A 23957-nucleotide genomic window follows, 5' to 3' on the forward strand; every position below is an offset into this window, starting at 1 on the left:
ACAGGTATTGGCTGAGCAACGCATCGGCCAGAACACGGAAGTCACCTTGCATTTCGCATTGCGCCTGGAGAACGGCGACACGGTGGACAGCACCTTCGATAAAGCCCCGGCGACCTTCAAGGTCGGTGACGGCAACCTGTTGCCAGGTTTCGAAGCGGCGCTGTTCGGTTTCAAGGCCGGTGACAAGCGCACGCTGAGCATCGAGCCGGAAAACGCTTTTGGCCAGCCCAACCCGCAAAACCTGCAGATCATCCCGCGTTCACAGTTCCAGGACATGGAGCTGTCGCCAGGTTTGCTGGTGATCTTCAACGATGCGGCCAATACTGAATTGCCGGGCGTGGTCAAAGAGTTCGATGACGCGCAAGTGACCATCGACTTCAACCACCCGCTGGCGGGCAAGACGTTGACCTTTGACGTAGAGATCATCTCCGTCAAAGCGCTGTAAGGCAGTACGGGGCAGCTTCTGTTGCCACCGGACCCTGTGGGAGCGAGCTTGCTCGCGATGAGTGCCTGACATTCAATTTTGATATTGACTGACACTCCGCCATCGCGAGCAAGCTCGCTCCCACAGTTTGTTTTTCATTGTTTTCGCGCGCAAGACACGAGGCACAGCATGCAAATCAAACTCGCCAACCCCCGTGGCTTCTGCGCCGGTGTGGACCGGGCGATCGAAATCGTCAACCGCGCCCTGGAAGTCTTCGGGCCGCCGATCTATGTACGCCACGAAGTGGTCCACAACAAATTTGTCGTCGAAGACCTGCGCTCCCGTGGTGCGATCTTCGTCGAAGAGTTGGACCAGGTACCGGACGACGTCATCGTGATCTTCAGTGCCCACGGCGTTTCCCAGGCCGTGCGCAGCGAAGCGGCTGGCCGTGGGTTGAAAGTGTTCGACGCCACGTGCCCGCTGGTGACCAAAGTCCACATCGAAGTGGCGCGTTACAGCCGTGACGGCCGAGAGTGCATTCTCATCGGCCACGCCGGTCACCCGGAAGTCGAAGGCACCATGGGCCAGTACGATGCTGGCAATGGCGGCGCGATCTACCTGGTCGAAGACGAGAAGGATGTCGCGGCTTTGCAGGTGAAAAATCCTGAAGCGCTCGCCTTCGTGACCCAGACCACATTGTCGATGGACGATACCAGTCGCGTTATCGACGCTCTGCGTGCGCGCTTCCCGGCCATCGGTGGACCGCGCAAGGACGACATTTGCTACGCCACGCAAAACCGTCAGGACGCGGTCAAGCAACTGGCCGACGAGTGTGATGTGGTGCTGGTGGTTGGCAGTCCGAACAGCTCGAACTCCAATCGCTTGCGCGAATTGGCAGAGCGCATGTCCACTCCGGCCTACCTGATCGACGGTGCCGAAGACCTGCAAAAGAGCTGGTTCGACGGCGTCGAGCGTATCGGCATCACCGCTGGCGCATCCGCCCCGGAAGTCCTGGTGCGCGGCGTGATCCAGCAGTTGCAGGCCTGGGGTGCCACCGGTGCCGATGAATTGGCAGGTCGCGAGGAGAACATCACGTTCTCTATGCCTAAAGAACTGCGCGTTCGTTCGTTGCTCTGAATTGATTCCTTTTTTCGCATAACGGCTGCCCAACCTTGTCGTTGCGCAGGCTGACGCGACCGGTCCGTGCCAACACCACTTGATGTTGGCTTACCGGTTCGCGAACGGCGCAAATGTATAACGTCCCTCCAAACAATGACTCGCCCTGACCTCTGAATCGTATGGAGCTTTCGACCCGATCGTTCCCCACAATCGACACGCGTGCGCCGCTCTGGCGTTCGGCCAGCAGTGGATTGTCGCTGTCCATCTCCCCCTTGCCGCTGATATCCAGAATCATCCGCCAGCCTTGGCTCCAGTCGCCATTGATGCCGTGAATCACCACGGCCTGGTTGCGGACGATGGCTTCGCTCCGGGCGGTGCGAATACTGCTGAAAAGGGCCTGCGCCGCTTGCTGTCTTTGGTTCGACTCGATCAGCGTTGCGAACGCCGGGCTGACCAAATGCAGAACAATTCCTGTAATTGCCAGTCCCATGAGCAGTTCGATCAGGCTGAAGCCTAGTTGCCGCATGACATCTCCCTCCGTGGTGTGCTGTGGCCCGCGCAATCCCTGCACGAGAAATGGCAACGCAAACGCACCGCATCGCTCGAATGTTGTGCTGCGCAAGAGCAGGTATAGCCGAAGGAAGCAGAAGGCCCCGATGGATCATCCTACAAAAGGTTTCACGCTGATCGAGTTGCTGGTCGCGATCGCGATCCTTCTGATTCTATTGACTCTGGCTGTCCCGGCGTTTACCCGCTCGATGCAAACAACGAGGGCGGATACTGAAATCGCTGACCTGCGACGAGCCCTGAATTTTGCCCGGCTCGAAGCCATCGATCGGGGCAATGCCACACGGGTGCGACCGACGGCCGGTGGGGTTGCCTGGAGTGGGGAACTGACGGTTTACGACGGTACTGGCGCTTTGGCCAATGTATTGCGGGTTGTTCCGGCGATGAGCGGCGGTGCAACTCTGGCACTAACCTCTGACGTCACTGCCATCGATTTCAACAGCATGGGCGGATTGTCATCACCGTCCTCAGAGGTGGTGATCAGCTATGGGCGGGGAGCACAAAGCAGGACGCTGACGGTGTGTTTGAACGGACGAATTCTATTGGGTGGAAATTGCGGATGAGGGCACGGAGGCAAGGCGCGCAGGAGGGCATGACGCTGGTCGAAGTCCTGGTGGCGTTAGTCATTCTGGGAGTGGGCCTGCTGGGGGCGGCGGCGGTTCAGCTCAATGCGCTGAAGTACACGGACAGTGCGCGCATGACCAGTCAGGCCAGTTTTATCGCCTACGACCTGATGGACCGCATTCGCGCCAACGCCGCAGCGGATTACACCATTGCGCCGCCGGCCTCGGGCAATCCGGACGTTACCCGGGATCAGGACCTGTTTGATTTCAACGCCAACATCGTCAGTTCACTCGGAGCCTCCGCGACGGGCAGTGTGACCGTCAACCGGCAGGTGTACACCATCACTATTACCTGGGACGACTCACGGGCCGCGAATACTGCCGATTCGCGACGCAGCTTCATCCTGAGCAGCCGCGCGGCCATTGATCCGATGGTGATCCCGTGAGGCGCCGCAGCAAGGGTTTTAGCCTGGTCGAGTTGCTGATCGCCATGGCGTTGAGCCTGATCGTGGTGCTGGGCGTGGTGCAGGTTTTCATCGCGGCCAAGAACACCTATCTCAGCCAGAATGCGGCCGCGAACATGCAGGAGGACGCACGTTTCGTTTTGAGCAAAATGATTCAGGAGATTCGCATGGTCGGCATGTTCGGTTGCCTGGAAAGGATCACTGATTCCAGCAAGAAAGGTGATTTCCATGCCAATCGTATAACGCCGATCCGTTGGGACAATGGCAGTCGCAGTTTGACGCTGGTTACGGCGGATGTCGGCAGCAATGGCGACAAGCCGGACTGGACCGTGCTTTCCGATTGTAGAACCAATTCGACGGCCTACAGTGAAGGTCGGACACCAGTGGCAGGGCAACTGGCATTTCCGATCCGGCGGCTGATTTACAGCTTCAACAACAACCAACTGCTCATGAAGGGCGGGGATGCAGCAGGCCAGGTATTGGTGGATAACGTCGGCGCTTTCGACGTGAGCTTCGGCCTGGCCAGCACGGCCACTGATCTGGCTGCTTCGCGCTACAGCAGCAACCCGCCGAACCCCGCGCTGATTCGTAGCGTTCGCCTGAGCCTGACCCTCACCGATCCGAATCACCGCGTGAGCGATCAAACCTTCAACGTGGTTGCCGCTCTGCGCAACCGCTTGCCATGAGAGGGTGCCAATGAATCGGTCTCCCATGACGTGTTACACCCAGCGCGGCATGGCCCTATTGGTCAGCCTGGTGTTCTTGCTCTTGCTGACGTTGATTGGCCTTTCATCGATGCAAAGCGCCACCCTGCAGGAAAAAATGGCCGGTAGTGTCGCCTTGCGCAACCAGTCGTTTCAGCGTGCCGAAGCCGCATTGCGGGTGGGCGAGAGTACAGTGCAACGAGACAGTTATGCGCTACCTGTTTGTAGCGGCACCGTTCAATGTGCGCCACCGTCCGAGTCTTCGACTATTACCGCTGCCGGTTTCAACGCTTCTTCCGGAGTGACCTGGATTACATCGGGCAACGGCTTTTATGGTGTGCAAAATATTGGTGACAGCCAAGGTGCGGTGAATGTGCCAATCAATACCCGGGCGATGTTGTATCGGGTAACGGCGGTCGGCATCGCGGGGCATTCGCGCAGTGTGGTGGAGAGCATCTATGCGAAGTACTGAGCGAGCTGTCAGGTTATGGCCACACCTGATTGGTGCCATCGTCGCGCTTAACCTGTCGGTGTCGGCGCACGCTGCCACATCAGCGGATTCGCCAGCGCTGAACCGGCCTACCTGTCTGGCCAATGGCAATTGGTACGGTTTTTACCATGGCAATCAGGGGTTGAAGGCCGTCTGCCTGAAGCTGCCCGATGCGATCAGCGTTAAGATGCTCGACAGCAACGCCGATGGAGTGGTCGACAACAGCGACACGCTATCCGATGGCGTGATCTTTATCGGGGAGCATTCGACCCAGGACGCCAGCGACAATGGCGGGGCCGTGAACGATTCCACTGGCGACGGTACTGCGGGGATGGAAAAATCCGGCGGCAGCCGTCGCATCATGTGGCGACAAATACAGTGAGTGAGAATTGAGGCATGCGTAGTTCCAACCGCGGTTTTACCCTGATCGAAATCATGATCGTGATTGCGATCATCGGTATTGTCATGACCATTGCTGCCCCGAGTTTCACCGAATACCTGAACAAGGGCCGTCGCGCAGAAGTAGCCGGTCTGCTCTCGGAGCAGGCGCAGCTCCTGGAGCGCTTCTACTCGCAGAAAAATGCCTACACCGATGCGACGGGCCTCAGTACCGGCAATGATTACTACAGCATCACACCGACCCTGACCGACCAGACCTTTCTGCTGACGGCGGTGCGCAAGGCTGACTCGAGCATGGCCTCTGACAAGTGCGGTGATCTGACCATCACCAACACCGGTGTGCTCGGTATGGTCAACGCGAAATCCGGCCTGACCAGCAAAGACTGCTGGGGACGCTGAGTTTCTATTTCGGGTGCCTTTTGTACCCTCTGTCTATTTAACGATTGGATCAGAACATGACCAGGCAACAGCAAGTGGTGATTGTCGGCGGTGGGGTGATTGGTTTGCTGACGGCCTTCAATCTCGCCTCCGAAGTGCAAAGTGTTGTGCTGCTGGATCGCTCGAGCGTCGGCCAGGAATCGTCCTGGGCCGGCGGCGGCATCGTTTCGCCGCTTTACCCGTGGCGATACAGCCCGGCGGTCACCGCGTTGGCTCACTGGTCCCAGGACTTTTATCCACAGCTGGGCGAGCGCTTGTTTGCCGCCACTGGCGTTGATCCTGAAGTGCACACCACCGGTTTGTACTGGCTGGATCTGGATGACGAGGCTGAAGCGCTGGCTTGGGCTGTCCGGGAAAATCGCCCGCTTAGCGCGGTGGATATTTCGGCAGCACACGACGCCGTGCCGGTGCTGGGCAGCGGTTTTTCCCGGGCGATCTACATGGCCGACGTCGCCAACGTGCGTAATCCGCGTCTGGTGAAGTCACTCAAGGCTGCGTTGCTGGCGCTGCCGAACGTGACGATCCATGAGCAGTGCGAAGTCAGCGGGTTTGTTCGTGAGGGCAATAAAGTGGTCGGCGTGCAGACCTCCACAGGTACTGTTCCGGGCGATCAAGTCGTCCTGACGGCGGGGGCCTGGAGCGGTGATTTGCTCAAGCTTCTTGATCTGACGCTGCCGGTCGAACCGGTGAAAGGGCAGATGATTCTCTACAAGTGTGCGGCGGACTTCCTGCCGAGCATGGTCCTGGCCAAGGGCCGTTATGCGATTCCCCGGCGCGACGGGCACATATTGATCGGCAGTACGCTGGAGCATGAAGGCTTTGACAAGACGCCGACCGGGTCGGCACTGGAAAGCCTGAAGGCGTCCGCGGTGGAATTGATCCCGGCGCTGGCCGATGCCGAAGTGGTGGGGCATTGGGCCGGATTGCGCCCGGGATCACCCGAGGGCATTCCCTACATCGGCCCGGTGCCGGGTTTTGATGGGCTCTGGCTCAACTGTGGGCATTACCGAAACGGGCTGGTGCTGGCGCCAGCGTCATGCCAGTTGTTTGCCGATGTAATGCTGGGCCGTGCGCCGATTATCGATCCGGCGCCTTATGCGCCTGCCGGGCGGCTCTGACTGCTGGATCGCTGTCGTTTACCCGGTCGCTATCGCGAGCAAGTTCGCTCCTGCAATGGTTCTGAGGTGTTCGCAGTTGTTGTGTTCACCAATGACCCTGTGGGAGCGGCTTGCTCGCGATAAGGGCCTCAATCCAATCCAAACTTCTTGAGCCTATAGCGCATCGACCTGAATGACAGGTTCAACCGCTGAGCCGCCGCCGTGCGGTTCCAGCGGGTTTCCTCCAGGGCCTGGAGCAGTAGTTGGCGTTCGATGTTTTCCAGGTAGGCTTCCAGATTGTCGATCCGGGTCAGGTCCGGCACGCCACCCTCAGCCCCACAGTTGCCTTCAGCCAGGCGCAGGTCGCCGGCTTCGATCTGTTTGTTCTCACACAAGGTGTGCGCCCGTTCGAGCATGTTTTCCAGTTCCCGCACATTGCCCGGGAAGCGATAGCTCTTCAGCGCATCGAGGGCTAGGGGGTGGAGTCTCGCCGCAGGTTGACCGGTATCGGCGGCCAGACGCTTGAGAATGTGGCTGGCTAGCATTTCGATGTCATCACGGCGCTCGCGCAAGGGCGGCACCCGGAGTTCGATCACGTTCAAACGGTAGTAAAGATCATGACGAAATCGTCCGGCGGCGACTTCGGTACCAAGGTCCTTGTGCGTGGCGCAGAGAATGCGCACATCCACCGCCACTTCCTGCTGCCCGCCAACGCAGCGTACGGATTTCTCCTGAATCGCGCGCAGCAATTTGACTTGCATGGACAGCGGCAGGTCGGCGACTTCGTCGAGCAGCAGGGTGCCGCCGTGAGCTGTCTGGAACAGGCCGGGCTTGTCTTCGATGGCGCCGCTGAAACTGCCTTTGCGATGGCCGAAAAACTCGCTCTCCAACAGTTCCGAGGGAATCGCCGCGCAGTTGATCGCAATGAACGGCTGATTGGCGCGAGGGCTTTGATCGTGGATCAGGCGCGCGACCAACTCCTTGCCGCTGCCGGACTCTCCGCTGATGTATACCGTCGCATGGCTGCCAGCCAGTTTGGTGATGTGTTCGCGCAGGTTGCGCATGGGCAATGAGTCGCCCAGCAAGCGACGATCGATGCCGACCCCGCGGGCAGGAACCAGCAGGGCGCTGGTGACCAGCTCACGCAGACGCGTAAGGTCCACCGGTTTGGTCAGGAAGTCGAATGCCCCGGCCTTGAGCACACTGATCGCGTTTTCGAGACTGTCATAGGCGGTGATCATCGCCACCTGGACCCGGGGGTGGCGTTGCTGGATGTGCTGCACCAGCTCCAGGCCGGTACCGTCCGGCAACTGCATGTCGGTCAGGCATAGATCGAAGGTTTCGCGTTTCAGCAAGGACTGCGCTTCGCCGACGTTGCGGGCGTTGAACGTCTCCAGCTTCATCCTTCCCAGGGTGATTTCCAGGAGTTCGCGAATGTCCGGTTCGTCATCGACAATCAAGACTTTTTGTCGTGGTCTGGTGTTCAACGTGGGTTCCGTCCGAGAGCAAAGGTCATGCAAAAGCAGCCGCTTTCCTGGCGTGCCTTGAAGTCTAGGCGGGACAGAATGCTTTCGCCCGGCTGGCCGGACAGATAAAGCCCCAGGCCTTTGATATGGCGGGCTGGGGCTTCATTTTCGAGTATTTCCAGTGATTTCAGCTCGAGCCGTAGCGGCGACATTTGCTCGCGGCGCTGCAGGTGCAGGACGTTTTCGATTACCCGGTTCATTCGCAGAGAGAGGTCTTGAATAATCTGTGTCAGACGTCGATCTGCGCCTTTCAGTTCCTTGGGTGCGCGCGATAGTCCTTAATCGGCCGCTAGGTGACGTGTCAGCGGCCGCTGGAATCCTTGTCTTGCTCGAGGTGAGCCTGGCTGCAATACCATCGTTGGTCGAGGCTCAGCGCGCGGTCACGGGGCAGGTGAACGCCACAATGGGCGCAACGGACCATGGGCGCCGCGTCCCGCTCGGCAGGGGGCCTGGGGGTGGAAGCCTGACCCTTGAACTTGCGCCAGAACCACACTGCAGCGGCAATCAGGGCAATCCAGAACAATAAACGAAGCATGGTGAGCTGCTTTTTGATTGATGAAGCGGCAGTTTAGCCAAGGACCTGACAGGCGCACAGTGTAATAAAGCGCCGAAATAAAAAAGGGAGACTCGAAAGTCTCCCTTTTTGCACAACTCGGGGTGTCAGTCGAACACGCCGAAGGTCATGTAGCTGAACCACGAGCGGTCACTGTTGTTGCCTTCCGCTTCGTGATTTTCTTCTTCGATCGCGTCGCCATTGTCGTCTTTAGGCTTGAGCTCGCTCGGGATGGCGTCCTTGGCATCCTGGAACTGCCTCTGTACGTCCTGGTTGGCGCGGGTTTCGCCTGGTGGCAGCGGCGGACGGGACTCGATCAGGCCCAGGGTCGCCTTGCTCAGCCACGAACGGTTGTCCGCTTCGGCGACGGTCGGTACGAACTGGCCGTCCACCAGCGTCGGGTGGTTCGGGTAGTTGAGCTTCAGGGTTTCCAGGCTGGTGGCAGCCAGTTCGTCCAGGTGCAGGCGCTGGTAGGCCTCGGTCATCACCGCCAGGCCGTCGCCGACCGAAGGGGTTTCCTGGAAGTTTTCCACCACGTAACGACCGCGGTTCGCGGCGGCGACATAGGCCTGACGGGTCAGGTAGTAGTCGGCCACGTGAATTTCGTAGGCCGCCAGCAGGTTGCGCAGATAGATCATGCGCTGCTTGGCATCCGGTGCGTAACGGCTGTTCGGGAAGCGGCTGGTCAGCTGGGCGAACTCGTTATAGGAGTCGCGGGCGGCGCCCGGGTCACGCTTGGTCATGTCCAGCGGCAGGAAACGCGCCAGCAGGCCGACGTCCTGGTCGAAAGAAGTCAGGCCTTTGAGGTAGTAGGCATAATCGACGTTCGGATGCTGTGGGTGCAGACGAATGAAGCGTTCCGCAGCGGACTTGGCCGCTTCTGGCTCGGTGTTCTTGTAGTTGGCGTAGATGAGTTCGAGTTGCGCCTGATCGGCATAGCGACCGAACGGATAACGCGATTCCAGAGCCTTCAGCTTGGCGATGGCACTGGTGTAGCTACTGTTGTCCAGGTCATTTTGAGCCTGTTGGTACAGCTCGACTTCACTGAGGTTTTCGTCTACGACTTCCTTCGATGAGCAAGCAGCGGTCAATGCGAGGATGGCGATCAGCAGCAGGTGTTTCACTTGCATGGCGGCTTGCGTCCCTATGACGGCCGCTGTCTTGGGCGTGGCCGTCCTGTTATGATGAGCGCCCCGTTGAATAGCCTCGGGGCAAAAGACGCCGTATTTAACCACAAGCGCGCAGCCGAAACCAAAGGCTGTGCCGACGCCTAGTCTGAGCATGTCCGATAAAATTGAACTTCGCGCAGAGGTGCCGTCCGAATTGGGCGGCCAACGCCTCGATCAAGTCGCCGCACAATTATTCGCTGAGCACTCGCGCTCGCGCCTTTCCGCCTGGATCAAAGACGGCCGCCTGACTGTGGATGGGGCGGTTATCCGCCCGCGAGACATCGTCCACGGCGGCGCCATCCTTGAGCTGACTGCCGAGCAGGAAGCTCAGGGCGAATGGGTCGCTCAAGACATAGCCCTGGATATCGTCTATGAAGACGACGACATCCTGGTGATCAACAAGCCTGCGGGCCTGGTGGTGCACCCGGCTGCCGGTCATGCCGACGGCACCTTGCTCAACGCCTTGCTGCACCACGTGCCGGACATCATCAATGTGCCCCGCGCCGGTATCGTGCATCGCCTGGACAAGGACACCACCGGTCTGATGGTGGTGGCCAAGACCATTCAAGCGCAGACGCAGCTGGTTACACAGTTGCAGAGCCGCAGCGTCAGCCGGATCTACGAGTGCATCGTGATCGGTGTGGTGACAGCCGGTGGCAAGATCAACGCGCCGATCGGTCGTCACGGCCAGCAACGCCAGCGCATGGCCGTGATGGAGGGTGGCAAGCAAGCCGTCAGCCATTACCGCGTGCTCGAACGCTTCCGCTCCCACACCCATGTGCGAGTGAAGCTGGAAACCGGTCGTACGCACCAGATTCGCGTGCACATGGCGCACATCAACTATCCGTTGGTCGGAGATCCTGCCTATGGCGGTCGTTTCCGTATTCCGCCGGCCGCCAACCCAACCATGGTCGAGTCGCTGAAAAACTTTCCGCGTCAGGCGCTGCATGCGCGTTTCCTGGAACTGGATCATCCGACCACCGGTCAGCGCATGAGCTGGGAATCGCCATTGCCGGAAGATTTCGTCTGGTTGCTGACCCTGCTCAAGCAAGACCGTGAGGCGTTCATCGGATGAGTGACTGGCTGATTCCTGACTGGCCCGCGCCGGCCGGGGTCAAAGCCTGTGTGACCACCCGAGCGGGCGGCGTCAGTCTGGCGCCGTTCGACAGCCTCAATCTCGGCGATCACGTCGACGACAGCCCTGAAGCTGTTGCCGAGAATCGCCGTCGTCTGACCGATCATTTCTCCATTCAACCGGCCTGGCTGCAGCAGGTCCACGGGATTGTCGTGGCCCATGCCAATCCAGGCCGGGTGGACACTGCCGATGCCAGTTGGACATCAACGCCGGGCGTCGCCTGCGCGGCGATGACCGCCGATTGCCTGCCTGCGCTGTTTTGCGACCGTGCCGGTACTCGCGTCGCGGCAGCTCATGCCGGTTGGCGCGGGTTGGCGGCGGGTGTGCTGGAAGCTACGCTCGACAGTCTGGCGGTACCGCCTGCCGAGGTATTGGTGTGGCTCGGTCCGGCCATTGGTCCACAAGCGTTTGAAGTTGGCTCCGAAGTGCGCGAAACCTTCGTGCAGCAACTGCCTCAAGCCGCAGAAGCCTTCGTGCCAAGTCAAAACCCCGGCAAGTTCATGGCTGACATCTATATGCTGGCGCGTTTGCGTCTGGCGGCTCGCGGTGTAACGGCTGTCTATGGTGGCGGTTTCTGCACCGTGACCGATCCTCGCTTCTTTTCTTACCGCCGTGCGCCCCGCACTGGCCGATTCGCCTCCCTGATCTGGCTGTAGCGCCCTGTCTCACGAATACTGTTCCTCTTTGGCGGCGTCTGTTGCCGTCATGCTGCGTTGCCGCTCCTCGCCATAGCGGGCTATGACTCGTCGCGGCGCCTTGCCTGACGACAGCAGCCACTCGCCAAAGAGGAACAGTATTCGTAAGGCAGGGCGCGACCGCTAGACTTGCCTGACCTGCATCAACGTCCCGACGCTTGAAACTCCCAGAATCGACCACATCTATTGTGGTATCTGGCAGGTTTCTTCATTCAGGATGTTTTATAGGTCCGGCCTGCTCAAAAGGAAGGTGACCCATGCGTATAGACCGTTTAACCAGCAAATTGCAGTTAGCGTTGTCCGATGCCCAATCCCTGGCAGTCGGCCTCGATCATCCGGCCATCGAGCCGGCGCACTTGATGCAAGCCTTGCTCGAACAGCAGGGCGGTTCGATCAAGCCCCTGTTGATGCAGGTGGGCTTCGACGTCAACAGCCTGCGTAAAGAGCTGACCAAAGAGCTCGACCAGCTACCGAAAATCCAGAACCCGACCGGCGACGTGAACATGTCGCAGGATCTGGCGCGCCTGCTCAACCAGGCCGACCGTCTGGCCCAGCAGAAGGGCGACCAGTTCATCTCCAGCGAGCTGGTGTTGCTCGCCGCCATGGACGAGAACAGCAAGCTCGGCAAGCTATTGCTCGGCCAAGGCGTGAGCAAGAAAGCCCTGGAAAATGCGATCAACAACCTGCGTGGCGGCGAAGCGGTAAACGACGCCAACCACGAAGAGTCCCGTCAGGCCCTGGATAAATACACCGTCGACCTGACCAAGCGCGCCGAAGACGGCAAGCTCGATCCGGTGATCGGCCGTGACGATGAAATTCGCCGGACCATCCAGGTGCTGCAACGTCGTACCAAGAACAACCCGGTGCTGATCGGTGAGCCTGGCGTGGGTAAAACCGCCATCGCCGAAGGCCTGGCCCAGCGCATCATCAATGGCGAAGTGCCGGATGGCCTCAAGGGCAAGCGCCTGTTGTCCCTGGACATGGGGGCGCTGATCGCCGGTGCCAAGTATCGCGGTGAGTTCGAAGAACGACTGAAATCCCTGCTCAATGAGCTGTCGAAGCAGGAAGGGCAGATCATTCTGTTCATCGACGAGCTGCACACCATGGTCGGCGCCGGCAAGGGCGAAGGCTCGATGGATGCGGGCAACATGCTCAAGCCGGCCCTGGCCCGCGGTGAGCTGCACTGTGTGGGCGCCACCACGCTCAACGAGTACCGCCAATACATTGAGAAGGACGCCGCTCTCGAGCGACGTTTCCAGAAAGTGCTGGTGGACGAGCCGAGCGAAGAAGACACCATCGCCATCCTGCGTGGCCTCAAGGAGCGTTATGAGGTTCACCACAAGGTGGCGATTACCGACGGTGCGATCATTGCCGCGGCCAAGCTCAGCCATCGCTACATCACTGACCGGCAGTTGCCGGACAAGGCCATCGACCTGATCGATGAAGCCGCCAGCCGCATCCGCATGGAGATCGACTCCAAGCCGGAAGTGCTGGACCGTCTGGAGCGTCGCCTGATTCAGTTGAAGGTGGAATCCCAGGCGCTGAAGAAAGAAAGCGACGACGCGGCGAAGAAGCGTCTGGAAAAATTGCAGGAAGAAATCGCTAGGCATGAGCGTGAGTACTCGGATCTCGAAGAAATCTGGAACTCGGAAAAAGCCGAAGTGCAGGGTTCTGCGCAGATCCAGCAGAAAATCGAGCAGTCCCGTCAGGAGCTGGAAACGGCCCGCCGCAAAGGCGACCTGAACCGCATGGCGGAGTTGCAGTACGGCGTGATCCCGGACCTGGAACGCAGCCTGCAAATGGTCGACCAGCATGGCAAACCCGAAAACCAGCTGCTGCGCAGCAAGGTGACTGAGGAAGAGATCGCCGAAGTCGTTTCGAAGTGGACCGGTATTCCAGTGTCGAAAATGCTCGAAGGCGAGCGCGAAAAACTGATGAAGATGGAAAGCCTGTTGCACCAGCGTGTGATCGGCCAGGACGAAGCGGTCGTTGCGGTTTCCAATGCGGTGCGGCGTTCCCGCGCCGGGTTGTCCGACCCGAACCGGCCAAGCGGCTCGTTCATGTTCCTCGGCCCGACCGGTGTCGGTAAAACCGAGCTGTGCAAGGCCTTGGCCGAATTCCTCTTTGATACTGAAGAGGCGATGGTGCGGATCGACATGTCCGAGTTCATGGAGAAACATTCCGTGGCTCGCTTGATCGGTGCGCCACCAGGCTATGTGGGCTACGAAGAGGGCGGTTACCTGACCGAGGCCGTTCGTCGCAAGCCGTATTCGGTGATCCTCATGGACGAAGTCGAGAAGGCGCACCCGGATGTGTTCAACATCTTGCTGCAAGTGCTCGAGGATGGTCGTCTGACCGACAGCCATGGCCGCACGGTGGACTTCAAGAATACCGTGATTGTCATGACCTCCAACCTGGGGTCGGTACAGATCCAGGAACTGGTCGGTGACCGTGAGGCGCAGCGCGCGGCGGTGATGGATGCGATTTCCAGCCACTTCCGGCCGGAGTTCATCAACCGGGTCGACGAAGTGGTGATCTTCGAGCCGTTGGCGCGGGATCAGATCGCCGGCATTACCGAGATCCAGCTGGGCCGTCTGCGCAGTCGCTTGACCGAGCGGGAACTGAAGCTTGAGCTCAGCCCTGAGGCGATGGACAAGCTGATCGCGGTCGGTTACGACCCGGTATATGGCGCACGGCCGCTCAAGCGCGCTATCCAGCGCTGGATCGAGAACCCTCTGGCGCAGTTGATCCTGTCCGGTCGATTCATGCCGGGCGATACCGCTCACGGTGTGGTGGAAAACGACGAAATCGTCTTCGTCTGATCCAGATCGGCAACAAAATTGAAAAGGCCTCGCATTGCGAGGCCTTTTTTTCGTTAGGCTGTTGAACTCAAAGGAAAAGGCTTGTAAAGTGCGCCCCGCAGTAAGTCACCCGCCAGGGTTTCCGCTCCCCAAGCAGGAATCCAAAATAAGTTGCAAATCATTAACTTGAAAGCAATTTAGGGGGTTGACAGAGGTGCTGAAGATTGTAGAATAGCGCGCCTCAGACACACGAACGCAGCGATGCGAACGGGTTGAAGAGAACGCAGTAAAGCTTCAAAGTTGTAAATTGAAATGTGTAGTTCCGTGATAGCTCAGTCGGTAGAGCAAATGACTGTTAATCATTGGGTCCCAGGTTCGAGTCCTGGTCACGGAGCCAATTTCAAACCGGGGTATAGCGCAGTCCGGTAGCGCGCCTGCTTTGGGAGCAGGATGTCAGGAGTTCGAATCCCCTTACCCCGACCATTTTTGGGTCGTTAGCTCAGTTGGTAGAGCAGTTGGCTTTTAACCAATTGGTCGTAGGTTCGAATCCCACACGACCCACCATTTTTGAAACCAGTTAGCGCTGGAATCGAATCTTAAGATCAGAGGCCAAAAGCGCTGATCGAAGAAGGCGCCTTTCAAAGGTGCCTTTTTTTTACCGGGGTATAGCGCAGTCCGGTAGCGCGCCTGCTTTGGGAGCAGGATGTCAGGAGTTCGAATCCCCTTACCCCGACCATATTAAAAATCCTCGTATCGAAAGATACGGGGATTTTTTTTGTCTGCAGGAAACTGAAGAACGCCGCAAAACCAGTGTGAGAGCGAGCTTGCTCGCGATGACGGCCTGACATTCAACACATGTACTGAATGCCAGACCGCTATCGCGAGCAAGCTCGCTCCCACAGTGGTTGAGGTGTTAGTGCAACTTGAGGCGCGGCTCGGTGCCGCGACCGATCTTGCTGCCCAGCATCAGCATCGCTGTGCGGAACGGCCCGTACAGCGCCATCTGGTGCATGCGGTACAGCGACACGTAGAACATCCGCGCCAGCCAGCCTTCGAGCATCACGCTGCCGGTGAGGTTGCCCATCAAGTTACCCACAGCCGAAAAACGCGACAGCGAGATCAGCGAGCCGTAGTCGGTGTACTTGTACTCCGGCAACGCCTTGCCTTCGATGCGCAGTTTCAACGATTTGGCCAGCAGCGAAGCCTGTTGGTGAGCGGCCTGGGCGCGTGGCGGCACATTGCGGTCGCTACCCGGTTGCGGGCAGGCGGCGCAATCACCGAACGCGAAGATGTTTTCGTCACGGGTGGTTTGCAGGGTCGGCAGCACTTGCAGCTGATTGATGCGGTTGGTTTCCAGGCCATCGATGTCCTTGAGGAAACCCGGTGCGCGAATCCCTGCGGCCCAGACTTTCAGGCTGGCCTTGATTTCGTTGCCGTCGGCGGTGATCAGGCTGTCGGCCGTCACTTCGCTGACAGCAGCATTGGTCATGACGTTGACCCCGAGTTTCTCCAGGGTTTTATGCACAGGCCCGCCAATGCGCTCCGGCAGCGCCGGCAGCACCCGTGGACCGGCTTCGATCAGGGTGATGTGCATGTTTTCCGGCTTGATCCGGTCCAGGCCATAGGCTGCCAATTCGTGGGCGGCGTTGTGCAGTTCGGCGGCCAGTTCGACCCCGGTGGCACCGGCGCCGACGATGGCCACGCTGATTTGCTCGATCGTGTCGGTCTGACCGGCGTGCGCGCGCAAATAGTGATTGAGCAGTTGCTGGTGGAAACGCTCGGCCTGTTTGCGGGTGTCGAGGAACAGGCAGTGTTGCGCCGCGCCCTGGGTGCCGAAATCATTGGTGGTGCTGCCGACGGAGATCACCAGCGAGTCGTAAGGCACTTCGCGGGCCGGCACCAGCTCCAGACCGGCTTCGTCATAAGTGGCAGCCAGCTGGATTTTTTTCTTCGCGCGATCGAGCCCGCTCATGCGCCCCAGCTGGAACTCGAAGTGGTTCCATTTGGCCTGGGCGACATAGTTGAGTTCGTCTTCGGAAGAGTTCAGGGAACCGGCCGCCACTTCGTGCAACAACGGTTTCCAGATGTGGGTCAGGTTCGCGTCGACCAGCATCACGCTGGCCGTACCGCGCTTGCCCAGAGTCTTACCCAGACGGGTAGCCAACTCCAGACCGCCGGCGCCGCCGCCGACAATGACAATACGATGGGACATGGGGATAACTCGCAAGGCTAAAGGAAATCGGTGCAATTACCCGAGCGAGCGCAAGGCAGCTCATAGCGTCAGGTAACTGATAAGTCGGCTCAACAGGCCCAGACCAATGGTCACTGCCAATACCAGTACAAGGAGCATCCACGGCCGGAAAGGCCGGCGCTCGACTTGGTGCTGGGACAACTGCAGGTACTCTTCGACATGCTTTTGGTCGTCGGGGTTCAGGCGGCTGGTCATATCGGGCCTCGTCAGGAGTAGACGTTGCTGAATGTGTAGAAGCTACAGTGTTTTTACCCAAGGTTGAACGCAGCATAGCCGCTGTCCGCAATGGGTTCGACGCTAACGATGTCGTCCAGGCGAATGATGCCACTTTGTAACACCCGGGCAGTGATTCCGCCATGTCCGCGCACGGCCTGAAAGGTGCCGATGCCCAGGTTGCTTTCCAGGCGCGCGCAGGGCTGGCACCAGCCGGTGGTTTCGAACGTTGCCTGGCCGATCCGGAAGCGGCGGCCCTTGAGGCTGAATAGATTGATGCCACTGATAACGAGATTGCGCCGCAGATCTTCAGGCCGGACCGGATGATCCTGTGCTCGCCCCATCAGTGAACTGATCACCGCCAGGTGCTCCCACTGAATCAGCGTTACCTGCCGCGCATTGCGCACGCCGGGGCGGGCGTGGTCGCCGGTCAGGCCGGCCTCCAGGCGCGCTTCCACGGCATCGAGTTCAAGCATCGCCGAACGTGATTGCGGGCGCACGCCGATCCAGCGTACACGACCCTGTTGTGGCACCTCGGCGATCAGCTCCTGCAGCGGGCTCACAGACTGATCCCGACGTCGAACACAATGCTGCGCCCCAGGTTGCTGCGCAAGAAGTCCGGCGCATCCGGGTGAGCGAACAGCACGCGGGCGAATGTCGGCCCAACCAATGACAGCGAGCGCCAGCCCTGGCGCAGGTATTCGGTCGGCGGCGGGAAATGGCTGTTGAGGTCCAGTACTTCGCGTTTGAGGCTGGCGAAGGCAATGATGTCCAGTTCACCCAGATCCATGCCGCGCTCTTTGTAGTTGTGCGCTTTTTTGCGCAAGGTCGGCGCCAATCGCAGCAAGAACTCGTTGGCGGGGATACGTCGTGGCTTGGCCTCGCGGCGCACCAGTTGGCTCAGGGAAAACGCGCTGCGTCGGCGCTGCAGTTCGTCGCGCCATTCATCGTTGAGGCGCCGGCCCTCGTCGAGCACGAAGAACACCTCGAAACTGGCATCGCGAAACAATACATCCGGCGGCTCCCCGGCGGGGGCGAACTCATCGGCGCGATAGGGAATGTTCAAGCCTTGCAGCAGGCGCTGGCAGACCCAACGCTCACGCTCCCACTTGCGGGCATTGGACAGGAACGCATTGGCTTGCTCGGCCGCGATGGTCAGCAGGCGTAAGTAATCTGAGTCATCCATAGGCCCAAGCTTAGCGTTCAAATGTGATCGCAAAGAAGACAATTTGTCGGAGAGGGTCAATGCCTCCCGCTCCCATGCCCGTTTCAGGGCCCTGCACAAAATGGATAGTGATCTGCGCGCACTGGATATTGCCACGTATCGGGCGGCTCTACCCTCGGCTGTACGGACGTAAGCCGTGTTACCGCCGCTCTAAAAAAACAACAACAAGAGATATATGCCATGCGCAAGATCGACGTACATGAGGTTATCGACAACGCTCGTTTCAACCGCTTTCACTGGATGGTGCTGTTCTGGTGTGCCCTGATCATCATCTTCGACGGTTACGATCTGGTGATCTACGGCGTGGTCTTGCCGATGCTGATGAAAGAGTGGGGGCTCAGTCCTCTGCAAGCCGGTGCACTGGGCAGTTATGCACTGTTCGGCATGATGTTCGGTGCGCTGTTCTTCGGTCCGCTGTCGGACAGGATCGGTCGCAAAAAAGCCATCACGATCTGCGTGATGCTCTTCAGTGGCTTCACCGTACTCAATGGTTTCGCCCGAAACCCCACCGAGTTCGGCCTCTGTCGCTTCATTGCCGGGCTCGGCATTGGCGGCGTGATGCCTAACGTCGTGGCACTGATGAACGAGTACGCGCCGAAAAAAATCCGCAGCACTCTGGTCGCGATCATGTTCAGCGGTTACTCGGTGGGCGGCATGCTGTCCGCCGGACTGGGCATTGTGCTGATCCCGAGTTTCGGCTGGCAGTCGGTGTTTTACGTGGCGGTCCTGCCGTTGCTGTTGTTGCCGCTGATCATGTATTTCCTGCCCGAATCGGTGGGCTTCATGTTGCGTCAGGGGCGTAATGAAGAGGCGCGCAATATTCTTCAGCGCATCGATCCGGCCTACGTCGCGCAAACCTCTGATCAATTGCACATGGCCGAAGTGAAAGGCACGGGCACCCCGGTGTTGCAGTTGTTCCGTGAAGGCCGTGCGCTGCGCACGCTGATGCTGTGGCTGGCGTTTTTCTGCTGCCTGTTGATGGTGTACGCGCTGAGTTCCTGGCTGCCGAAACTGATGGCCAACGCCGGTTACAGCCTGGGTTCGAGCCTGTCGTTCCTGCTGGTGTTGAACTTCGGGGCGATCTTCGGCGCGGTCGGTGGCGGGGTGCTGGGCGACAAACTCAATCTGCCGAGAGTGCTGGCGGTGTTTTTCGCCATGGCGGCGGTGTCGATCACGCTGTTGGGCTTCAACAGCCCGATGCCGGTGTTGTACTTGCTGATCGCCATTGCGGGTGCCACCACCATTGGCTCGCAGATTCTTTTGTACGCCTGTGCCGCGCAGTTTTACTCCATGACGATTCGGTCTACCGGTCTGGGCTGGGCGTCGGGCATTGGGCGCAACGGGGCCATCGTCGGTCCGCTGCTGGGTGGTGCCTTGCTCGGGATCAGCTTGCCCCTGCAACTGAACTTCATGGCGTTTGCCCTGCCCGGTGCGGTGGCGGCCCTGGCGATGACCGTGTTCGCCATCAGCAGCCGACGCAGCGCTGCGGGCGTCAACCCAGCGTTGTCAGCGACCGGTGCCTGAATCATGAAAGCGTTTTTCCAGGACTTCTCGTTGTCAGCCGCCGTGGCTGGATTCATTGCCACGGTGATTTCCTACGCTGGCCCGTTGGTGATCATCTTTCAGGCGGCAGAAGCGGCACATCTTTCGCGGGAAGTGTTGTCGTCCTGGATCTGGGCGATCTCCATCGGCAGCGCCGTGCTCGGTATCGGTTTGAGCCTGCGCTTCCGCGTTCCGGTGATCATCGCCTGGTCGGCGCCGGGCTCGGCGTTGCTGGTGACGCTGTTGCCGGACATCTCCATGGCAGAGGCCGTGGGGGCGTATCTGGTCAGCAGCCTGATCATTTTCGTGGTTGGCATCTCGGGCGCTTTCGACCGGATCATCAGCAAGCTGCCCGCCGCCATCGCGGCGGCGATGCTGGCGGGGATCCTGTTCAGTTTCGGCACTGGCTTGTTCGTGTCGATGCAGCGCAAGCCGTTGCTGGTCCTGGCGATGTTTGCCTGCTACCTGATCTGCAAGCGTGTGATGCCGCGTTATGCGGTGATGATGGTGCTGCTGATGGGCTGTTCGATTGCCGCGTTCACCGGTGATTTACATCGTGAAGCGCTGGTGATCGGCCTGGCCACGCCGGTGTGGATCACGCCCGAGTTCAGTCTGGGCGCGATCCTGAACATTGCCTTGCCGCTGGTGATGGTGGCGCTGACCGGTCAGTTCGTGCCCGGCATGGCGGTGCTGCGCGCCAGTGGCTATCCGACGCCAGCGAGCCCGATCATCGCCAGTAGCGCGCTGGGCACCGCATTGCTGGCGCCGTTTGGTTGCCATGGGCTGAATCTGGCGGCGATCACCGCGGCGATCTGCACCGGTCGCGAAGCTCACGAAGATCCTCGCAAACGCTACGTGGCCGGGGTCGTCGGCGGCCTGTGCTACCTGCTGCTGGGGATCTTCGGCGCCACGCTGGTCTCGCTGTTTTCAGCGTTCCCCAAAGAGTTGATCGCGGCGCTGGCCGGGCTGGCCTTGTTCGCCGCCATTGCCGGCGCGTTGACCGGCGCGATGGCGGTACCGAGCGATCGCGAAGCCGCGCTGGTGACCTTTCTGGTCACGGCTTCGGGCATGTCGTTGTTCGGTTTGTCCGCGGCGTTTTGGGGGCTGATTTTCGGCATGGTCACCCATGTGCTGTTGAGCGCCCGTCGTCCCGTTCCCCGTCGCAAATCCACTGCAACTGAAGTCCTTCAATCAGTCGATCAATAACAATAAGAGAAAAACGATGAAACAGATTCTCCCAACAACCGGTTCGGCGTTGTCCCTGGCTGTCGTCTCGGGTTTTTCCACAGGGGCGATGGCAGCTGAAACCGGCTTTATCGAAGACACCAGTGCGACGTTGCAGGCGCGCAATTACTACTTCAGCCGCGACTATTCCGACATCGTCGGCGCCAACCAGCAATCGAAGGCTGAAGAGTGGGCCCAGGGTTTCATCCTCAACGTGAAGTCTGGATACACCCAGGGCACCGTCGGGTTTGGGATGGACGTCATCGGCTTGCTCGGTCTCAAGCTCGACAGCGCTCCGGACCGGACCAATACCGGTTTGTTGCCGGTGCAGGACGACGGCCGCGCGGCAGACAACTACAGCCGTCTGGAAGGCGCGTTGAAGATGCGCTACTCCAAAACCGAGCTGAAAGTCGGTGAGTTGCAACCCAACCTGCCGGTGTTGGCATTCAGCGATATTCGCCTGCTACCTCCCAGTTATCAGGGCGCAAGCATCACCTCCAACGAGATCAATGGCCTGACTGTGCAGGGTGGTCACTTGAGTTCAACCAGCCTGCGCAACGAGGCTGGCGACGAAAAGATGCAAGCGATGCTGGGTCACGTGCCGCAGCGTCAGGTCAGCAGTGACGGTTTCAATTTTGCCGGCGCTGACTATGTCTTCAACGACAAGCGCAGCTCGGCCAGTGCCTGGTACGGGCAACTGGAAGATATCTACAACCAGCGTTTTCTGGGTTTAAAGCACAGTGAGCCGGTGGGCGACTGGATCCTCGGCGCCAACCTCGGTTACTACGATTCGCGCGAGGACGGCAAAAAACTGCTGGGCAACATCGACAACCAGGCGTTCTTCTCGTTGCTATCGGCCAAGCGTGGCGGTCATACGTTTTACGTCGGCTATCAGGGCATGTTCGGCGACAGTGCATTTCCACGGGTATTTGCCAACATCTCGCCACTGGGCAACGAGGTGCCGACCTATGAGTTCGCCTTCACCGATGAACGTTCCTGGCAGGCGCGTTACGACTACGACTTCGCGGCGCTCGGCGTACCGGGGTTGACCAGTACCGTGCGCTACATCAGCGGCAACAACGTCGATACCGGAAAGGGTTTCGAAGGCAAGGATCGCGAACGTGACCTGGACATCGGCTATGTGTTGCAGAGCGGCAGTCTCAAAGGTTTGGGCATTCGCGTGCGCAATGCGATGGCGCGTTCCAACTACCGCAGTGATATCGACGAGAACCGCTTGATTCTCAGCTACACGTGGACCTTGCTGTGAGCCAGGTGATCACAGGTTGCTGGTGCAATCACCCATGACGTTGTAGGTCACACGGTGGGTCTGGCCCTGATGATCGACATACACCATGGTCGCCGGTACGACCCCGCACGCAGTCGCGGTGTTCGACACAGAAACCACGCTGGCGATGTCCAGTGGCTGCGCCGGGTTGTACAGGACTGTGAGAGGCTCGTTGTCAGCGGCCATGGCCGAGGTGGCGATGACGGTCAGCAACAGGCTGATCAACGTTTTCATGTTGGCGTGCTCCGTGTCGGTTTTGATGTCTGAATTTTAGTCTTTGCCACCGACGGATAAAGGGGCGAACGGCGGATGCAGCCTTACATAAAACGTAACAGTCATCGCCCGAGGGGGGCTTATGGATGTGCTTAACAACTTGCGCGTATTCATCCGGGTGGTGGACTGCGCCAGTTTCACCGGGGCTGCCGATGCGCTGGATCTGTCGACCGCGCAGGTATCCCGATTGGTGGCGGATCTGGAGGAACATGTACAGGCGCGTCTGCTGCAACGCACCACGCGGCGCTTGAGCCTGACCGACGCCGGCGAGCGCTTCCTGCTGCGCAGCCGGCAAATCGTCGAGGCCATGGATGAGGCGACGGCCGAGGCCCGCGGCGCTCATATCAATCCGGCCGGACGCCTGCGGGTGCACAGCATGAACGGCCTGGGTGTGCTGCTCACGCCGTTGATCGCCCGCTACAGCGAGCTTTATCCCGATGTGGTGTTCGAGCTGACCTTGTCGCAGCGCAATCCCGATCCGCTGGAGGAGGGGCACGATGTGGTGATTTCGATCGCTCCGGAACTTGCCGATTCGCAAATGGTTGCGCAAGCCATCGGGCAGATCTACAGCGTGCCCTGTGCCTCCCCGGCCTATCTGCGACGCCGGGGTGTGCCGCAGCAGCCGCTGGCGCTGAGCGATCATCATTGCCTGCGCATGCTCGACCCGCTGTACGGCGATCAATGGCTTTTCCAGGACCAGGACGGCGAGCACGCCGTCAGCCCGGCCAAGACCTTTCAGTGCAATGTTGCCGAGTCGATGGTCAAGGCTTCGGAGGCGGGCATGGGTATCAGCCTGCTGCCGTTCTACACCGCGACGCGGCCCTTGAGCGACGGTACTTTGCTGCGTGTGTTACCTGCATGGCGCCTGCGCGAGCGCAATGTGTATGCGCTGTATCCTTCGCGACGCTTTCTCGATGCCAAGGTCCGCACCTGGGTGGACTTTCTCAAGTCTGAGCTACCGAAGCTGTTCGCCGAACATGACGCGGTGATGAACGATCCGCAGCATTGGGCTTGAAGTCGAAGGGCATGCGGGCGGCGGTGTAGACTGAGTGCCTGTTGTTCTTCGCCTGGGAGGCGCACGTAGCCATGATCGGTGCAGAGTTGCTGTCATCGCAAACCCTTGCGGTCGGCTGGCTGATCTATGTGCCGGTGTTGATCTGGGCGATCTGTCGCGCACCGTGGGTTGAACTGTTCACCGACAGCCGTCGTCAGCATCTGCTGTTTGGAACGGTGTTTGCGCTGTTTCTGTTGTGGCTGGTGCGGCGCGACTTTGATACCGGCGTGTCTTACCACTTCATCGGCATGACCGCAGTGACGCTACTGCTGGACTGGCCGCTGGCGCTGGTGGGTGGCCTGGTGGCGCAAACGGGGCTGGTGTTGCTCGGCCGACAGGACCTGGCGGCGGTCGGGGTCAATGGCGCGCTGTTGATTGCGTTGCCGGTGCTGGTCACCGAGTGCTGCGCCATTCTGGTGGAGAGGGCGCAGCCACGAAATCCCTTCGTGTATATCTTCGTTTCCGGATTTTTTGCCGCAGCGCTGTCGGCGTTGCTGTGTCTGCTGCTGGCGCTTTGGTTGTTATGGTTCGACGAGCGTTTTGCCATGCCGTACTGGCTGGAAGATTTTGTCGGATATCTATGGTTGATCATTTTTCCCGAAGCGTTTATCAACGGCATGATCGTCAGTGCGCTGGTCGTGTTTTGTCCGGAGTGGCTTGAGACGTTCAACCGCACACGCTACCTCTCGGCTCCCTGGAAGGACGACGACCCCAAGTCCTGATCCGCATCAAAACCTGGAATCGCC

26 protein-coding genes, 4 tRNA genes and 1 pseudogene are annotated in these 23957 nt (G+C 59.5%); 21 read left to right on the forward strand and 10 right to left on the reverse strand.

All coding sequences use genetic code 11. The annotated features are described in order from the left end of the window. Positions 1 to 7: 7 nt before the first annotated feature. Positions 8 to 445, forward strand: coding sequence for an FKBP-type peptidyl-prolyl cis-trans isomerase (gene fkpB / locus AC1RDQ_RS19205; protein WP_191622266.1), 438 nt, complete (start codon positions 8 to 10; stop codon positions 443 to 445). A 168-nt stretch (positions 446 to 613) separates the two neighbouring features. After that, positions 614 to 1561, forward strand: coding sequence for a 4-hydroxy-3-methylbut-2-enyl diphosphate reductase (gene ispH / locus AC1RDQ_RS19210; protein WP_090451485.1), 948 nt, complete (start codon positions 614 to 616; stop codon positions 1559 to 1561). Here ispH and AC1RDQ_RS19215 read toward each other — a convergent pair. Next, positions 1530 to 2069 (reverse strand): GspH/FimT family pseudopilin, encoded by a 540-nt coding sequence (locus tag AC1RDQ_RS19215; RefSeq protein WP_492587890.1) that lies wholly within the window; start codon positions 2067 to 2069, stop codon positions 1530 to 1532. The genes ispH and AC1RDQ_RS19215 overlap by 32 nt on opposite strands. 130 nt (positions 2070 to 2199) lie before the next feature. Between AC1RDQ_RS19215 and AC1RDQ_RS19220 the strand changes: the two genes are divergently transcribed. From AC1RDQ_RS19220 to thiO, 7 genes are read left to right on the forward strand one after another with little or no spacing between them, the layout of a single operon-like run. Further along, a complete protein-coding gene (locus tag AC1RDQ_RS19220) occupies positions 2200 to 2673 on the forward strand; it encodes a GspH/FimT family pseudopilin (protein ID WP_492587891.1) in 474 nt (157 codons plus the stop codon). Then, positions 2670 to 3119: a type IV pilus modification protein PilV gene (gene pilV / locus AC1RDQ_RS19225; protein WP_492587892.1), complete on the forward strand. Its 450-nt coding sequence runs from the start codon at positions 2670 to 2672 to the stop codon at positions 3117 to 3119. Before AC1RDQ_RS19220 ends, pilV begins: the two co-directional genes overlap by 4 nt. Continuing rightward, a complete protein-coding gene (locus AC1RDQ_RS19230) occupies positions 3116 to 3823 on the forward strand; it encodes a PilW family protein (RefSeq protein ID WP_340314587.1) in 708 nt (235 codons plus the stop codon). The genes pilV and AC1RDQ_RS19230 overlap by 4 nt, the downstream gene beginning before the upstream one ends. A gap of 10 nt (positions 3824 to 3833) precedes the next feature. Further along, on the forward strand, positions 3834 to 4313 hold the full coding sequence (locus tag AC1RDQ_RS19235) for a pilus assembly PilX family protein (protein ID WP_492587893.1): 480 nt from the start codon (positions 3834 to 3836) through the stop codon (positions 4311 to 4313). Further along, on the forward strand, positions 4300 to 4713 hold the full coding sequence (locus tag AC1RDQ_RS19240; RefSeq protein ID WP_492587894.1) for a hypothetical protein: 414 nt from the start codon (positions 4300 to 4302) through the stop codon (positions 4711 to 4713). The genes AC1RDQ_RS19235 and AC1RDQ_RS19240 overlap by 14 nt, the downstream gene beginning before the upstream one ends. A gap of 14 nt (positions 4714 to 4727) precedes the next feature. Next, positions 4728 to 5129: a type IV pilin protein gene (locus tag AC1RDQ_RS19245; RefSeq protein WP_429522104.1), complete on the forward strand. Its 402-nt coding sequence runs from the start codon at positions 4728 to 4730 to the stop codon at positions 5127 to 5129. 56 nt (positions 5130 to 5185) lie between these two features. Continuing rightward, a complete protein-coding gene (thiO, locus tag AC1RDQ_RS19250) occupies positions 5186 to 6286 on the forward strand; it encodes a glycine oxidase ThiO (protein ID WP_090451471.1) in 1101 nt (366 codons plus the stop codon). 128 nt (positions 6287 to 6414) lie between these two features. Here thiO and AC1RDQ_RS19255 read toward each other — a convergent pair whose 3' ends face one another. The 4 genes and pseudogenes from AC1RDQ_RS19255 to AC1RDQ_RS19270 all read right to left on the reverse strand — a co-directional run bounded on the left by AC1RDQ_RS19255 (position 6415) and on the right by AC1RDQ_RS19270 (position 9474). After that, positions 6415 to 7752 (reverse strand): sigma-54-dependent transcriptional regulator, encoded by a 1338-nt coding sequence (locus AC1RDQ_RS19255; RefSeq protein ID WP_429522102.1) that lies wholly within the window; start codon positions 7750 to 7752, stop codon positions 6415 to 6417. After that, positions 7749 to 8066: pseudogene (locus tag AC1RDQ_RS19260) on the reverse strand (hypothetical protein); the annotation flags it as partial. The pseudogene AC1RDQ_RS19260 and the gene AC1RDQ_RS19255, both read right to left, overlap by 4 nt. A gap of 26 nt (positions 8067 to 8092) precedes the next feature. Then, positions 8093 to 8326 carry a PP0621 family protein gene (locus AC1RDQ_RS19265; RefSeq protein WP_057713250.1) on the reverse strand — a complete coding sequence of 78 codons (234 nt, stop codon included), beginning with the start codon at positions 8324 to 8326 and terminating at the stop codon, positions 8093 to 8095. Between the two features lie 125 nt (positions 8327 to 8451). After that, positions 8452 to 9474 (reverse strand): outer membrane protein assembly factor BamD, encoded by a 1023-nt coding sequence (locus AC1RDQ_RS19270; RefSeq protein ID WP_057713251.1) that lies wholly within the window; start codon positions 9472 to 9474, stop codon positions 8452 to 8454. Positions 9475 to 9625: 151 nt separating this feature from the next. Between AC1RDQ_RS19270 and rluD the strand changes: the two genes are divergently transcribed. The 7 genes from rluD (at position 9626) to AC1RDQ_RS19305 (ending at position 14880) form a co-directional block, all read left to right on the forward strand. Further along, a complete protein-coding gene (rluD, locus tag AC1RDQ_RS19275; RefSeq protein ID WP_008052092.1) occupies positions 9626 to 10588 on the forward strand; it encodes a 23S rRNA pseudouridine(1911/1915/1917) synthase RluD in 963 nt (320 codons plus the stop codon). Continuing rightward, a complete protein-coding gene (gene pgeF, locus AC1RDQ_RS19280; RefSeq protein ID WP_429522101.1) occupies positions 10585 to 11304 on the forward strand; it encodes a peptidoglycan editing factor PgeF in 720 nt (239 codons plus the stop codon). The genes rluD and pgeF overlap by 4 nt, the downstream gene beginning before the upstream one ends. 296 nt (positions 11305 to 11600) lie before the next feature. Continuing rightward, a complete protein-coding gene (clpB, locus tag AC1RDQ_RS19285) occupies positions 11601 to 14165 on the forward strand; it encodes an ATP-dependent chaperone ClpB (protein WP_349736306.1) in 2565 nt (854 codons plus the stop codon). Positions 14166 to 14465: 300 nt separating this feature from the next. Beyond that, positions 14466 to 14541 (forward strand) — tRNA-Asn (locus AC1RDQ_RS19290). 9 nt (positions 14542 to 14550) lie between these two features. Then, a tRNA-Pro gene (locus tag AC1RDQ_RS19295) sits at positions 14551 to 14627 on the forward strand. A gap of 5 nt (positions 14628 to 14632) precedes the next feature. Further along, positions 14633 to 14708: transfer RNA gene (locus tag AC1RDQ_RS19300), tRNA-Lys, on the forward strand. 95 nt (positions 14709 to 14803) lie between these two features. Beyond that, positions 14804 to 14880: transfer RNA gene (locus AC1RDQ_RS19305), tRNA-Pro, on the forward strand. 177 nt (positions 14881 to 15057) lie between these two features. Here the strand turns inward: AC1RDQ_RS19305 and AC1RDQ_RS19310 are convergent. From AC1RDQ_RS19310 to AC1RDQ_RS19325, 4 genes are read right to left on the reverse strand one after another with little or no spacing between them, the layout of a single operon-like run. Beyond that, positions 15058 to 16356, reverse strand: coding sequence for an NAD(P)/FAD-dependent oxidoreductase (locus AC1RDQ_RS19310; RefSeq protein WP_090451465.1), 1299 nt, complete (start codon positions 16354 to 16356; stop codon positions 15058 to 15060). Positions 16357 to 16416: 60 nt separating this feature from the next. Beyond that, positions 16417 to 16590: a DUF3094 domain-containing protein gene (locus AC1RDQ_RS19315; protein ID WP_007970531.1), complete on the reverse strand. Its 174-nt coding sequence runs from the start codon at positions 16588 to 16590 to the stop codon at positions 16417 to 16419. 53 nt (positions 16591 to 16643) lie between these two features. Beyond that, on the reverse strand, positions 16644 to 17171 hold the full coding sequence (locus AC1RDQ_RS19320; RefSeq protein ID WP_492587895.1) for an MOSC domain-containing protein: 528 nt from the start codon (positions 17169 to 17171) through the stop codon (positions 16644 to 16646). After that, entirely contained in the window at positions 17168 to 17794 is a 627-nt protein-coding gene (locus AC1RDQ_RS19325) for a DUF1780 domain-containing protein (protein WP_007970534.1), read from the reverse strand. The genes AC1RDQ_RS19320 and AC1RDQ_RS19325 overlap by 4 nt, the downstream gene beginning before the upstream one ends. A 219-nt stretch (positions 17795 to 18013) precedes the next feature. Between AC1RDQ_RS19325 and AC1RDQ_RS19330 the strand changes: the two genes are divergently transcribed. From AC1RDQ_RS19330 to AC1RDQ_RS19340, 3 genes are read left to right on the forward strand one after another with little or no spacing between them, the layout of a single operon-like run. Continuing rightward, a complete protein-coding gene (locus AC1RDQ_RS19330; RefSeq protein ID WP_053162496.1) occupies positions 18014 to 19357 on the forward strand; it encodes an aromatic acid/H+ symport family MFS transporter in 1344 nt (447 codons plus the stop codon). A gap of 3 nt (positions 19358 to 19360) precedes the next feature. Continuing rightward, positions 19361 to 20581 carry a benzoate/H(+) symporter BenE family transporter gene (locus AC1RDQ_RS19335; RefSeq protein ID WP_492587896.1) on the forward strand — a complete coding sequence of 407 codons (1221 nt, stop codon included), beginning with the start codon at positions 19361 to 19363 and terminating at the stop codon, positions 20579 to 20581. A gap of 16 nt (positions 20582 to 20597) precedes the next feature. Beyond that, the gene (locus tag AC1RDQ_RS19340) at positions 20598 to 21866 is read left to right on the forward strand and encodes an OprD family porin (protein ID WP_492587897.1); all 1269 of its coding nucleotides are present in this window, start codon (positions 20598 to 20600) and stop codon (positions 21864 to 21866) included. A gap of 9 nt (positions 21867 to 21875) precedes the next feature. On the opposite strand, the gene AC1RDQ_RS19345 is transcribed toward AC1RDQ_RS19340, so the two are convergent. After that, positions 21876 to 22118 (reverse strand): DUF2790 domain-containing protein, encoded by a 243-nt coding sequence (locus AC1RDQ_RS19345; protein WP_150813471.1) that lies wholly within the window; start codon positions 22116 to 22118, stop codon positions 21876 to 21878. 121 nt (positions 22119 to 22239) lie between these two features. Between AC1RDQ_RS19345 and AC1RDQ_RS19350 the strand changes: the two genes are divergently transcribed. Next, positions 22240 to 23172, forward strand: a complete 933-nt coding sequence (locus AC1RDQ_RS19350) for a LysR family transcriptional regulator (RefSeq protein WP_429522096.1) — start codon at positions 22240 to 22242, stop codon at positions 23170 to 23172. A gap of 71 nt (positions 23173 to 23243) precedes the next feature. Next, positions 23244 to 23933 carry an energy-coupling factor ABC transporter permease gene (locus AC1RDQ_RS19355; protein ID WP_007990394.1) on the forward strand — a complete coding sequence of 230 codons (690 nt, stop codon included), beginning with the start codon at positions 23244 to 23246 and terminating at the stop codon, positions 23931 to 23933. The last annotated feature ends 24 nt before the right edge of the window (positions 23934 to 23957 follow it).

The sequence above is a fragment of the Pseudomonas sp. GW823-FHT02E01 genome (assembly GCF_058797535.1).

Coding starts and splice junctions, on each gene's coding strand:
- ispH (WP_090451485.1), top strand. CDS start 614: ATGCAAATCAAACTCGCCAACCCCCGTGGCTTCTGCGCCGGTGTGGAC.
- AC1RDQ_RS19215 (WP_492587890.1), bottom strand. CDS start 2,069: ATGCGGCAACTAGGCTTCAGCCTGATCGAACTGCTCATGGGACTGGCA.
- AC1RDQ_RS19220 (WP_492587891.1), top strand. CDS start 2,200: ATGGATCATCCTACAAAAGGTTTCACGCTGATCGAGTTGCTGGTCGCG.
- pilV (WP_492587892.1), top strand. CDS start 2,670: ATGAGGGCACGGAGGCAAGGCGCGCAGGAGGGCATGACGCTGGTCGAA.
- AC1RDQ_RS19235 (WP_492587893.1), top strand. CDS start 3,834: ATGAATCGGTCTCCCATGACGTGTTACACCCAGCGCGGCATGGCCCTA.
- AC1RDQ_RS19240 (WP_492587894.1), top strand. CDS start 4,300: ATGCGAAGTACTGAGCGAGCTGTCAGGTTATGGCCACACCTGATTGGT.
- AC1RDQ_RS19245 (WP_429522104.1), top strand. CDS start 4,728: ATGCGTAGTTCCAACCGCGGTTTTACCCTGATCGAAATCATGATCGTG.
- thiO (WP_090451471.1), top strand. CDS start 5,186: ATGACCAGGCAACAGCAAGTGGTGATTGTCGGCGGTGGGGTGATTGGT.
- AC1RDQ_RS19265 (WP_057713250.1), bottom strand. CDS start 8,326: ATGCTTCGTTTATTGTTCTGGATTGCCCTGATTGCCGCTGCAGTGTGG.
- AC1RDQ_RS19270 (WP_057713251.1), bottom strand. CDS start 9,474: ATGCAAGTGAAACACCTGCTGCTGATCGCCATCCTCGCATTGACCGCT.
- rluD (WP_008052092.1), top strand. CDS start 9,626: ATGTCCGATAAAATTGAACTTCGCGCAGAGGTGCCGTCCGAATTGGGC.
- pgeF (WP_429522101.1), top strand. CDS start 10,585: ATGAGTGACTGGCTGATTCCTGACTGGCCCGCGCCGGCCGGGGTCAAA.
- clpB (WP_349736306.1), top strand. CDS start 11,601: ATGCGTATAGACCGTTTAACCAGCAAATTGCAGTTAGCGTTGTCCGAT.
- AC1RDQ_RS19310 (WP_090451465.1), bottom strand. CDS start 16,356: ATGTCCCATCGTATTGTCATTGTCGGCGGCGGCGCCGGCGGTCTGGAG.
- AC1RDQ_RS19315 (WP_007970531.1), bottom strand. CDS start 16,590: ATGACCAGCCGCCTGAACCCCGACGACCAAAAGCATGTCGAAGAGTAC.
- AC1RDQ_RS19325 (WP_007970534.1), bottom strand. CDS start 17,794: ATGGATGACTCAGATTACTTACGCCTGCTGACCATCGCGGCCGAGCAA.
- AC1RDQ_RS19330 (WP_053162496.1), top strand. CDS start 18,014: ATGCGCAAGATCGACGTACATGAGGTTATCGACAACGCTCGTTTCAAC.
- AC1RDQ_RS19335 (WP_492587896.1), top strand. CDS start 19,361: ATGAAAGCGTTTTTCCAGGACTTCTCGTTGTCAGCCGCCGTGGCTGGA.
- AC1RDQ_RS19340 (WP_492587897.1), top strand. CDS start 20,598: ATGAAACAGATTCTCCCAACAACCGGTTCGGCGTTGTCCCTGGCTGTC.
- AC1RDQ_RS19345 (WP_150813471.1), bottom strand. CDS start 22,118: ATGAAAACGTTGATCAGCCTGTTGCTGACCGTCATCGCCACCTCGGCC.
- AC1RDQ_RS19350 (WP_429522096.1), top strand. CDS start 22,240: ATGGATGTGCTTAACAACTTGCGCGTATTCATCCGGGTGGTGGACTGC.
- AC1RDQ_RS19355 (WP_007990394.1), top strand. CDS start 23,244: ATGATCGGTGCAGAGTTGCTGTCATCGCAAACCCTTGCGGTCGGCTGG.